Here is an 11,674-nt window from a genome sequence, read left to right as displayed (position 1 = left end):
ACAGCAAAAAAACGCGGAGCACCGCAGACTCACGCGGCCGTACCGGGGTCGGCGCGCCTCGGGCGAAGGGCCTTGGGCGCTGTCTTCCCTGTTCCAGGGGTCGTAGTGACGACTCTCTGACCAGAGGTGCCCGCCTGCCGGTCGGTGCTGTTCCATGCAGCAGACTCGGCAGGAAGTGCAGGGTTGTGGCATACTCCCGCCTTGACAAGGGGGATGTATGAACGTCGACAAGGACGAGCGGCAGCGGAACCTGCCCGCCGGGCGCAAGGCCCAGCTGGCCGCGTACGTCGCCGATACCGGTCAGGTCACGGTGAACGAGCTGGCCGAACGCTTCGGCGTCTCGATCGACACCGTGCGGCGGGATCTCGACCAGCTCAGTGCCGACGGGGCGCTCGTACGCACCTACGGCGGAGCAGTCAGTCTGTCCACAGTCTCCCGTACCGACCGCGCTGTCGACCAGCGACTCAGTCTGCAGGAGCAGGAGAAGGAGAAGATCGCGACACTGGCTGCGGCGTTGGTCCAGGACAGCTCGACAATCATGATCAACGGTGGAACGACGACCCTTGCGGTCGCCCGCAACCTCGGTCAGCACCGCGATCTCACCGTCGCGACGAACAACCTGCTGGTGCCCGGAGCGCTGCCGCCCACGGCGGTCCGCGACATCTACGTCTTCGGCGGTGCGGTACGCACCCTGACTCTCGCCACCATCGGGCCGGTGCGGTTCCAGGCCACCAGCGGCGCCGAACTGGACATCAGCTGCGATCTGGCACTGATCGGTGTCGGCGCGGTCGACGCGGAGGCCGGTTACACGACGAGCAATCTCGCCGAGGCCGCGATGATGCAGGAGATGATCTCCCGCGCTGGTCGAGTGGCCATCCTCGCAGACTCCTTGAAGTTCGGCCGTCGGCTGTTCGCCCAGGTCTCCGAGCTGGGCAGCGCAGACTACCTGGTCACCGACACGCTGCCGCCCGCCGAGCTGCGGGACGCCCTCGCCGCGAACCAGGTAAAGGTCATCACCCCACCCGCCTCACCACGACAGCGAGGAGCCCGGAACACGGCTTGACGCCCCACTGGAGCCCCGCGCGGTACGTCGGGCCACCGCTCCACTTGCGTCGCCGACCCCTCGGCGCGGGACAATCCCTCCATGACCGAGGACTGCGAGCTACCTCCGGGCTCCAAGCTGGACACCGCTGCCCCGCACTCGGCCCGGATCTGGAACTACTGGCTCGGCGGCAAGGACAACTTCGCGGTCGACCGAGCCGTCGGTGATCAGGTGACCGCACACATCCCGGACATCCCCATTGGGGCCAGGTCCGAGCGCGCGTTCCTCAAGCGCGTCGTCTCGTTCCTCGTCGAGGATGCCGGTATCCGGCAGTTTCTCGACGTCGGCACCGGGCTTCCCTCGGCGGACAACACCCACGAGGTCGCACAGTCAATCGACCCGTGCTGCCGGGTGGTCTACATCGACAACGACCCGCTCGTCATGGCGCACGCGCGGGCACTGCTGACCAGCACCCCCGAAGGCAGTTGCGACTACGTCGAAGCCGATCTGCGGCAGCCGGACACGATCCTCGCGTCCGTGCGGCGGACGCTCGACTTCTCACAGCCGATCGGGCTCATGCTCCTCGGTGTCGTCAACCACATCCTGGACGACGATGTGGCGTACGGCTCGGTCGCGCAACTGGTGCGGGCGATGCCCGCCGGCAGCTACCTCGTGCTCACCCACTCCACCGCGGAGATCCACGGCGAGCCGATGCTACGCGTGATGCGGGAAACCACCGAGCGCGGCGGCACGCCGATCCGCGCCAGGACCAAAATGGAGCTCGAACGCTTCTTCGGTGGAATGGATCTGCTGGAGCCCGGCGTCGTCACGTGCTCGCGCTGGCGTCCGGACCCGGAGTCCGATGAGCCGGAGGTCTACCTGTTCGGCGGCGTCGGCCGTATCGGCTGAACTGAGCCCTGAAGGCCGTTCACAACTCGGTGCGGTGGTGCTGGAGCTCCCCAGGGCGGTGATGGTGCGTAGCGTGTCGGGGAAGTCAGTCATGATCCGGTGGTAGCTGGTCTTGAGGATCTTCCAGGTCAGGTGCGGGGCCGCTGCCGCCGATCGTCCCGGATCCAACCGGGACACTTTCTGACATTCTCACGAGCCCCCGTCGAGGACCGCCAGAGGGTAGCCTGTGACGACCGGGGTCCGCCCGGCCAAACCGCCATGCCCTAAACCTGTGAGCCCATGAAGTCTGCGCAGACTAGCGGTGACCAGATGCGGCACCGGATTCAGACGGTGCTCGTCGGTGTGCTCGAACGCACCCGGCTCATGCGAGGGCAGAGCAGCCGCCAACTCCTCATCGAACAGCTCCAGGATCGTCTCGGCCTCTTCCCGCTCCGTGAACACCCCGAGTTGCGGCTACAGATGGCTGAACTGGTGCGTGTATGCAGCCGGCTCCCCGACGGGCTGCAGATCCTGGTGGAGACGGTCGAGCACCTGGAACCGGGCACGGAGGAGGTTGTTTGGCTGCTGCGTCTCCGGGACGAGTGGGATGCGGTCGAGGTCCTGACCGAAGACGACTGGACCCGGCTGCGTCCTCTCCTGGGGAATTTCGTGCCCACCAACATGACGGTTCTGTACCAGCGCGCCACCGAGCACCGGTCGCCCGGGCCGCCATCGTGGTGCGCCGACGCCTGGCAGGCGTTTGTTCACCTTGCCGGGCAGAATGCCGGTCCCGACGGCCTGCCGCCCAGCGTCGCCTTCCTGGTGCTACTCGAGGACCAGCTCGACGCACAAGACGCCCGGTGGATCCGGCTACGCAACAGCCGGCTGGCCACCGGACAGGGTCTGACGTCACAGCTGGAGGATCGGCGGGCATACCTGCGCAGCGGTGGTGAACAGCCGACGAAGACCACGGCCTACCTGGTCGTCCAGGTGGAGCCCCACCTGGATCCCGGCGGTAGCGACGACACTTACGCGGTGTCGCACTTCCGCCAGTGGTACGGCGCCGACGCCTGGCATTCCCGGCGGGGTGAACCGCGCCTGGTCCGTCTCCATGACCTGGAACGGGAAGTGGAGCGGGTGATCGAGCAGATGGAAATCGATTGGTCGGACCGAACCGGTACCGTCGTGGTCGAGTTCGTCCTGCCCTGGGAACTGCTCAACGTCGGGGTGGACCGCTGGCGCAAGGAGATCGACAGCTCGCGGCCGATCGCGCTAGCCATGGACTATCCGGTGGTGGTCCGCATTTTGGAACGGCTGCGGACCCGGCGCTGGCACCGCGCCTGGCACGAGCGCTGGCGGCAACTGCTCGCGGCTCCTGCCCACAGCGCCGTTTTCTGGAGCCACCCCAGCGGCAAGGACTACTTCACCCGACTCGAGTCCGAGCTGAAAGCCGACGACCGTGTGGTCTCACTGGTTCTCAGCGAGCCACCGACGCAGCGCGGCGAAACCGGTCAGCAGGAAATGGAGGCGGCCCTCCGGGCCGGACTGCCGGTGATCATCTGGCATCGGGGTGACTGTACCAGCGCCGAGTTCCGGGAAGCGGTCACCGGTCTGGTAGGCGACGGAGGTCTGGGACAACTGCCGACCCGTGCCAAAGAACTGCGGCATCAGGCGCTACGGCTCGAGCCCGCTCTGCGGGACGGCCACATCGGCCACCATCTGACGATCCTCTGGGACGATCCGGAGCGCAGGCCCGACGCGCTGGGCGCTCCCGCTGATCGAGGAACACGGGAGAGTTCGTGACCGGGGTCGACGCGCAGGACGACTGGGAGGCGATCTCCCAGGCGCTGCGGCCACCCTCCGGATCTTCGCCCGCCCCGGCGACCAGGTGGGGGGTGACGGTGCTGGTCGACGACGCCCCCTCGATGGCGGTGTGGCGAGACACTGTCGAACGTGTGGTGGCCGTTTTCCGGGATCATGAAGATTTCGGCAACGTCGAGGTGGTCATGTTCGACACCTCCGAAATGGACCGAGCAAGCCAGGTCGGGCACGTTGCGACCGACGGTCGGATAGTTCTGGTGCTGTCCGATGGCGCGGGTCGGGCCTGGCTCGCCGGAACGATGCCGGCGCTGCTTCGAGCCTGGGGCCGCCGCGCACCGGTCGCCATCGTGCACCTGCTGCCTCAAACACAGTGGCACCGGACCGGAATCCGACCCCGGCGGTTGCGGATGTGGCAAGCCGCGTCCGGCAGTGCCGCCAACGCCGACCTAGCGTGGGAGGTGCAGAACCCGGTTCCGCACTTCTTTGACGATTGCGAGCCCGCAGGCGGCGACCCAGTCCCGGTGCCTGTGCTCGAACTCGATCCACACTGGCTCGCTGCCTGGGTCCGGCTGTTCAACGGCGGCGAGTCCCAACTACCCGCGGTGCTGGCCGCCACACGGGTCACGGACACCGTCGCGCCGCCCGCGACGGAAGTAGCCCATTCCGCGCGAACGCGCGTGCGCGAGTTCACCGCGTGGGCCACGCCGACCGCAGTCACGCTCGCCACGCAGCTCGCCGCTGCCCCGCTCAACCTGGCCGTGATGCGACGGGTGCAGCGAGCCCTGATCCCGGACTCACAGACATCACACCTGTCCGAAATTCTCAACAGCGAACTGCTGCACCCAGTCGCCACTGCGGTCGATGCGGCCGACAGCGCAGAGGTGACCTACGAGTTCCACCGGGGAGTCCGCGAGGAACTACTCGCAGCCGGGCGCCGGGCGGACGCGGTACGGGTGCTGCGGGTGGTCGACGAGCAGCTGGGGCCGAGGGTTCCGGCGGTCCGCGGACTTAGCCGGATGCTCGACGACCCCGACGCCACGCCGGTGCCATCGGTGACCTCGGAGACTGCCCCCTTCCTGCGGGTCGAGCAGGCGGTGCTCCACGCGCTGTCCGGTCGCTATCTCGCCCGCGCGCGCTATCTACACGAGGCGCTCGGTATCGATGCGGACACGCCATCGGCCACTACTACACCGGGCACGCCTCCTGTGACAATGGAGACGACATCGGGTGCCGATGAGCGAACGACAGAAGGAGCGCCAACCATGTCGAGCGGGGTTGCGGATGTGGCTGAACCACAGAGAGCACCGGCCGGCGCGCCTGTCGTTTGGGGCAGCGTCCCGCCTCGCAACCCCAACTTCACCGGCCGCGAGTCGCTGCTAGAGCACCTACACCAGCGCATGCGGGAGGGCACGACGGCCGTGCTGCCGCACGCGCTGCACGGCATGGGCGGCGTCGGCAAGTCGCAGTTGGCGGTCGAGTACGTCTACAGCCACCAGGGCGAATACGACGTGATCTGGTGGATTCCGTCGGAGCGTTCAGCCCAGATCAGCAACGCGCTGGCCGAGCTCGCACAGCGCCTGCAACTGCCGGTGGGCCCGGAGGCCAACGCCGCTGTCCCAGCTGTGCGGGAGGCGCTGCGACTCGGGCAGCCGTACGCGAACTGGCTTTTGATCTTCGATAACGCGGAAAGCCCAGCAGCGGTACGGCGCTACTTTCCCAGCGGCGGGCCCGGCCGCATCATGGTCACCTCCCGCAACCCACAGTGGTCGAACATAGCCCACCAAGTTGAAGTCGACGTATTCGCCCGGCAGGAGAGCATCGAACTGCTCCGCCGCCGCAGCCCGGAACTCAGCGACGAGGACGCCAACCGGTTGGCCGAGGCCATGGGCGACCTTCCGCTGGCCTTGGACCAGGCTGCGACCTGGCGCGCCGAGACCGGCATGCCCGCCGACGAGTACCTACGGTTGTACGAGGAGAAGCGCACCGAGCTACTCGAGGTCTCGGTGCCTCTGGACTATCAGCTGCCGGTCGCCGCCGCCTGGAACGTGTCCCTTGACCGGCTGGCCGACTTCAGCCCCGGAGCGCTGCGGCTCCTGCAGGTGTGCTCGTACTTCGCCCCCGAGCCCATCCCCCGGGCCCTGTTCAGCCGTGGCCGGGCCAGCAACGTTCACCCGGAACTCGACGAGGTGCGGCGCGACCCGATGCGGCTGAACATGGCCATCCGCGAGATCAACCGCTATGCCCTGGCCAAGATCGACTATCGAACAAACTCAGTCCAGATGCACCGGCTAGTCCAGGCGGTACTGTTGGACCGGCTCAACGACGCCGAGCAGACGACGATGCTGCACAGCGCCCACCTCATGCTCGCCGACGGCGACCCGAACGACCCGAGCTCACCGGACAACTGGCGCACCTACGCTGACCTGTACCCGCACGCAATGGCGGCCCAGGCATTCCGGTCAACCGATCCGTGGGTGCAGCAGCTTGTCGACAATCTTTCCCGCTATCTCTATTGGTGGGGAGACCACCAGGCCGCATTCGACCTGGCCGAGCGATCCTACGAAGTCCGGCGCGACCAGTTCGGTGCCGACAATCCGTTCACGCTACGGATGGGCCACTGGGTGGGCTGGCTGCTGTTCGTCCTCGGCCGGTTCGAGGAGGCAGCCCGTCACAACCAGGAGGTGCTCAACGCCTACCAGGAGATAGCGCAGGAGGACAATGAGGACCTGCTGCGCGCGCTCGGCGCCGTTGCCGCCGACCGTCGGGTGGCTGGCGACTTCAAGGGCGCCCTGGAACTCGCCGAGGAGATCTATCAACGGCACGTGCGGGCCCTAGGACCGGAAGACCCGGAGACCATCACAGCGAGCCACAACCTCGCCGTGAGCCTACGGCTTTCCGGCGACCTGAAACGGGCCTACGAGCTCGACCAGCAGAACCAGCGACTGCAAATCCAGCTCTACGGTACAGATCATCCGATGACCCTAGAGAGCGTCCGCAACCTTATCACCAGCCGGCGTGAGCTCGGCGATTACGTGGGCGCCCGCGCGGAGGCGGAGGCGGTCGCCGACCGGCTGCGTCACCAACTCAGCCCCGGCCATCCACAGACCCTGCGCACATTACGGACCCTGGCCGTCACGTTACGCAAAGCCGGCGACCACCAGGCAGCCCGCCGAATCTCCGAAGAAGTCCGCGACGGCTTCCTCACCCGCTACGGTCAGGACAATCCGAATACCATCGCCGCGTCCCTGAACCTGTCCAGCGACCTCCGGGAGACCGGCGATCTCGACGGCGCTGCCCAGCTAGGCGAGCAGGTGTACAAGAGCTACCGCCGGCTGCTGCAGAATGACCAACACCCGCACACTATCGCCGCCCGGCTCAACTGGGCCGTCACCGAGCGGATGCGCGGCCATTTCGCGCAGGCACGGCAGATGGACGAGAAGGGATTCGCCCAACTGCGGGAGCAACTCGGCGACGACCATCCGCTCACCCTGGCCGCGGCGCTCAACCTCGCAAGCGACCACTACGCCGAGGGCGACTACGAGCAGGCGCACGAGCGGGACGTGGACGCAACCGAACGACTACGGCGTGTTCTGGGTGCGGAGCATCCGACCACTCTGGCCGGCTACGGCAATCTAGCGATGGACCTGCTCAAAATAGGCCGCGAGCAGGAGTCCGCAGAGCTGCATACGGCGACGGTGGCACTGTTCCGGCAACTCCTCGGCGACGATCATCCGGCCACAGCAGCCGCAGTAGACCTGAACCGGCGGGCCAACTGCGACATGGACCCACTGCCGCTGTAGGCGATGCCGGTCAGCCCGGCCCGATCCATGCTGCAAGCTCGACAGGGTCAGCGGCACCGCCGCAACGGCGCACAGCCCGGTGCACGGCCCGAACCAACTCAGGACGTTCCCGCAGCGCGTCCGCGGCTGGGCCTGGCCGCGTATTCGCCAAGACCAGCCCGAGTCCGGCCCAGGCGCTCGGCAGGTCGTGATCTGCCGACAACTCGTGCAGATACCCGCGCCGGGCGGTCTCCCGATCACCGGCCACGTAGGCCAAGTCTGCGGGGCTCGCACCCGTCACCTGGTCGCCGATCGTCGCTGGGCCCTCTCGAAGCCGCTCGAACCCGGCGGCGTCGGTCAGGCGCCAGAGCTCCAGGACCGCTCGCGCGTCGAGTCCGCGGGCGCTGGGGTCGGCTTCCAGAGCCGGCGCGACGGCGGGTAGGTCGGGTCGGTCAGCGCCGACCGTCCAGGCCTCCGTAAACGCAGTGACCACCTCGACGGGCGGTCGCAGATGATGCAGCCGCCAACGGGCCCGATGGTCTGCGGCAGCATCGCCGGCGGCGGCGAGTGGTTGATCGGGGACGTTGTCGGTCTGCCATCGGTCCGCAGTCGCTGTGAGGCCTGCCACGAGTCGGCGGCCGACCTCAGTGAGCTGCGGCAACTCTGCCATCAGGGCCAGTACGGTGCGTACCTGACGGTGCCACCGGGCGAACTCGAAGTGCGCCAGCGTGCCGGCGCTGCCCGTGGCCCGATAGCGCACCGCCCGCCAGAACTCGGCTATGCCTGCGAACGCGTACACCCCCTGCAGCAGACCACCCAACGGCCGGGGATCGTCTCGCCACGGCGCGTACAGACGCTCGGCGGGCTCGGCGGTGTGCAACGGAGCCAGGTGCAGAAGGGCGCCGAGCTTGATGTGCTGGAACTCGTGCACCAGCGTCACCGCGAGCTCCAGGGCGTCACGCGGCTCCGACATGATCATGCTGCCGAAAGCATCACCGGCCGAGGCACTCATCGTTCGGAACCGCTCCGCCTGCGGCTGCGGCACCACCGAGAAAAGGCCCAGTGTCATCGGCAATGCCAGCGCCGGGCTGGTCTCGACGAGCAACTGCCACGCATGCGTGAGCAGACCACGCCAACGATCGAGTTCCGGTTCGCTCAGCGCCCGGGGCGGCGTCGGAGCCCGCAGATTCCGGTACGGGTCGAGGCAATCCAGCCGCACCGCAAGGGTGTGTCCGTCGGCCTGGACATGCACACTGGGCATGGCATTCCAGCCGTCGCCACCCACTCCAACCTCGCCCGCCAGCGTGCCGACGACACCGTGGCCGGCAGACCCGCGCACCTCGGTGACATCCCACTGCGCGGCACCCGGTATGGCGACGGCGCCGAGGGTCGGCAGCACCGTGAAACCGTCCCGCACCGGCACGGCGATGCTGAAGCCGATACCGGCACGTAGGGCTGCTGCTGCGGCGAGAGTGTGCAAATAGCCGAGGTCGACCCATAGCGGTGCCGCGGAGCGGGCGCTGCCACGCAGACGCCGCAACGTGTAACCCGCCCAGACACCCGCTTGGGGGTGCAGCAGTAGGGCGTCGACCACAGCAGGATCATGTTGCTCCACCTCGGAGAGCAGTTCCCAGGCGGTCCAGACGGACGGAAGCGGGCTCACGTCGAAGTGGGGGCCGACGATGTCGAGCAGGGCGCGCAACTGCAGGAGGCGCCAGCTCCGCTCGACGGCGAGGAGCTCAGCGACGGTGCGCGCGTCACCGCCGCCGGCAAAAAGCACGCTGACGTGCTGCTCGTCGAGTCGATGTTGGCGGGGCGGCCTGTGCACAGCACCGTCATTGCCCATCCGGAATTTCCAAGCCAATCGTTCAGTCGATGCGCTGAGGATTGTATCCACTGGTGATGCTTTCGGGATCATCGATCCGCTGCAGCAGCCGTCGCATGGTCGCGGCGAGGATCTGCTCGTCATACCTCGGAAGATCGGAAAGTGTCACCTCCGTGAGGTCCACCAGGTCCGACTCAATGTCGTCGATCGATTGGCTCACGACCGGCGTCTCCTCACGTCGCCACGGATCCTTCGCTCATCATGTCGTACCAGGTGACGATTCCGGAAGCGGTAGGTGGCGTCCGGAGTCCACTTCGGGAACCCGCCAAGTTGCCCTCCTGCGGTAGGTTGTCACCATGTCAGGGCGCCTCGGAGTCGTGCTCGTACACGGGTTTCTGTCGTCGGCCGACACATGGTCGCCACTTCTGCGGATCATCGAGACCGACGCCGACCTCGTGGCCCTCGACCCCTACACCTTCGAGTACCCGAGCCCGCCCGTCTCACTGAGCCCGCTGCGACGGATTCCGAACATCAATGACATCGCCGACAGTCTTCGCACCTACCTGACGAACGACTGCAGTGACCACTCTGGACTCATACTGGTCACGCATAGCCAAGGGGGTCTCGTGGTGCAGCGGATGCTTGCCCGTACCCTCGCCGACGGAGGAGGCCCGGAGCTGGCCCGTATCCGCCGGATCGTCCTGTTCGCCTGTCCCAACTCCGGCTCCGAACTGGCCCTGTTGCTGCGCCGAGGCGGCCTGTGGCGGCATCCCCAGGAGCGTGAACTGCGGCCGCTGAACCAGGCTATCTCCGACGCGCACCGGCTCGTCGTCAACCAAATCATCCACGCCACCGCCGTCACAGCCGCCACCTGCCCGATCCCAATTGTCGCCTACGCCGGTGAAAGCGACGGAGTCGTGACACCCGTCTCGGCGAGGAGTGTCTTCCCCGAGGTAGGGGTGCTACCCGGTGACCACTTCTCGATCATCAAGCCGGATTCACAGCGGCACCGTTCCTACGTGGCCCTGAAACGCCACCTGAGGGAGGCCCTGTCGATGACCGATGCTCCGGCACCCCGACCGTCCGGCGATCGGCTCCCCCTGACGACGCCGTCGGCCCGCGCTACGGCCGACCTGTACCGCGCTCTGGTGGATCGGTTGCTCGCTATCCCACGGATGACCGAGCCGGCCTTCCGTGAACAGGTCTACGAACTGCTGCCCCCGGTGATTGTGCACCAGCTACGGCGTGACACCGCCGCCCGGGTGGAGCTGTTCTCTCTGGTGCGGAGTTTCGCGTCATACCGGCACCTGGCACCGGGGAATTCCCTCGCCGCCGCCCTAGAGACGCTCGTCCCCGACCATCCGGCCGTCGCCGACGTGCTCGACGTTCTGAAGAGTGCGGGTCTGGCCGACCCGTCGTAGCCCGTTGGGCAGGACCGGCTGACGGTCGCGCCGCCGGACAGGCGGCCGCCCGCACCGTCGCCGACGGGATACGCCAGTTCGTCGACCTCGGCGCCGGCCTACCCGACCCGGACCGTACCGACCCCCACACCATCGCCCAACAGGCCGCCCCGACCAGCACGATCGTGTACGTCGACCACGACCCGCTCGTCCTAACTCACTGCCGCGCCCTGCACATCAGCGACCCGGCCGGATCCGTGGTTGTGGTCGACGCCGACCTCACCGATCCCGCGCACATCACCGCGGCGGTCGCCATCCGCGTCGACCTCTCAGTGCCGGTCGCCGTCCTGGCCACCAGCGTTGCCCACCACCTCGACGACCAACACCTCCACAACCTGACAACCCAGCTCGCACAGCGGCTACCGGCCGGCAGCCGGATGGTGATCACCACCCACACCACCCGCCTGGGCGTCGACATGCATCGATCAGCCAGACTCGGACGGAACCATCCCGGCGCCGACCGGCGTCAGGTAACCACCGCTCCACGAAAGCGGGGGACCTCAGCCCAGGGCACCCCCATCCCCTGGAGCAGGCCACGGCCACACCTCACCCCGATAAGCTGCCCACCGGCGCGGCTCCATCTCCACGTCGATCTCCCGCAAGAGTCGACCGCGTTGCCCCACCAACAGCAGACCTGACACACCGACAACACCGCGGCGGTCCCGAACCCGCAGGTCAGAGGGCATCAGACTCGGACTCGACGTTGCGGTAGTCTTGAACCTTGCGGGCTGTTAGCTCAATCGGCAGAGCAGCGGACTATTAATACCCGGTATGCGCCTTTGCGCCCGGAGGGCCATTCAAAACCTGATCGACACCCGTAGAGGTGACGGTGGGTGATGTTCGTGGGTGGCCGGCACCG

At 67.3% G+C, this 11,674-nt stretch carries 7 protein-coding genes and 1 pseudogene; 6 read left to right on the top strand and 2 right to left on the bottom strand.

Annotated features, from left to right (window positions below; translation table 11 throughout):
- Nucleotides 1-217: 217 nt before the first annotated feature.
- The 4 genes from ACFHVL_RS02240 to fxsT all read left to right on the top strand — a co-directional run bounded on the left by ACFHVL_RS02240 (nucleotide 218) and on the right by fxsT (nucleotide 7,551).
- The gene (locus ACFHVL_RS02240) at nucleotides 218-1,063 is read left to right on the top strand and encodes a DeoR/GlpR family DNA-binding transcription regulator (RefSeq protein ID WP_416625089.1); all 846 of its coding nucleotides are present in this window, start codon (nucleotides 218-220) and stop codon (nucleotides 1,061-1,063) included.
- A gap of 81 nt (nucleotides 1,064-1,144) precedes the next feature.
- Nucleotides 1,145-1,951 (top strand): SAM-dependent methyltransferase, encoded by an 807-nt coding sequence (locus tag ACFHVL_RS02235; protein ID WP_416625087.1) that lies wholly within the window; start codon nucleotides 1,145-1,147, stop codon nucleotides 1,949-1,951.
- Nucleotides 1,952-2,260: 309 nt separating this feature from the next.
- Nucleotides 2,261-3,733: an effector-associated domain 2-containing protein gene (locus tag ACFHVL_RS02230; protein WP_416625085.1), complete on the top strand. Its 1,473-nt coding sequence runs from the start codon at nucleotides 2,261-2,263 to the stop codon at nucleotides 3,731-3,733.
- Nucleotides 3,730-7,551, top strand: a complete 3,822-nt coding sequence (fxsT, locus tag ACFHVL_RS02225; protein WP_416625083.1) for an FxSxx-COOH system tetratricopeptide repeat protein — start codon at nucleotides 3,730-3,732, stop codon at nucleotides 7,549-7,551. Before ACFHVL_RS02230 ends, fxsT begins: the two co-directional genes overlap by 4 nt.
- Before the next feature lie 10 nt (nucleotides 7,552-7,561).
- Here fxsT and ACFHVL_RS02220 read toward each other — a convergent pair whose 3' ends face one another.
- Nucleotides 7,562-9,358 (bottom strand): HEXXH motif domain-containing protein, encoded by a 1,797-nt coding sequence (locus ACFHVL_RS02220; RefSeq protein WP_416625081.1) that lies wholly within the window; start codon nucleotides 9,356-9,358, stop codon nucleotides 7,562-7,564.
- A 40-nt stretch (nucleotides 9,359-9,398) separates the two neighbouring features.
- Nucleotides 9,399-9,575, bottom strand: a complete 177-nt coding sequence (locus ACFHVL_RS02215) for a hypothetical protein (protein WP_416625079.1) — start codon at nucleotides 9,573-9,575, stop codon at nucleotides 9,399-9,401.
- A gap of 136 nt (nucleotides 9,576-9,711) precedes the next feature.
- Between ACFHVL_RS02215 and ACFHVL_RS02210 the strand changes: the two genes are divergently transcribed.
- Together ACFHVL_RS02210 and ACFHVL_RS02205 are read left to right on the top strand one after the other, a co-directional pair.
- The gene (locus ACFHVL_RS02210) at nucleotides 9,712-10,776 is read left to right on the top strand and encodes an alpha/beta fold hydrolase (RefSeq protein WP_416625077.1); all 1,065 of its coding nucleotides are present in this window, start codon (nucleotides 9,712-9,714) and stop codon (nucleotides 10,774-10,776) included.
- A gap of 53 nt (nucleotides 10,777-10,829) precedes the next feature.
- Nucleotides 10,830-11,453, top strand: a pseudogene (locus tag ACFHVL_RS02205) (SAM-dependent methyltransferase); the annotation flags it as partial.
- Nucleotides 11,454-11,674 lie beyond the last annotated feature (221 nt).

Source organism: Micromonospora sp. LOL_023 (assembly GCF_048060115.1).
Classification (GTDB): domain Bacteria; phylum Actinomycetota; class Actinomycetes; order Mycobacteriales; family Micromonosporaceae; genus Micromonospora_E.
The sequence above is the reverse complement of the archived record's forward strand: the minus strand, read 5'-3'. Positions and strand labels throughout refer to the sequence as shown.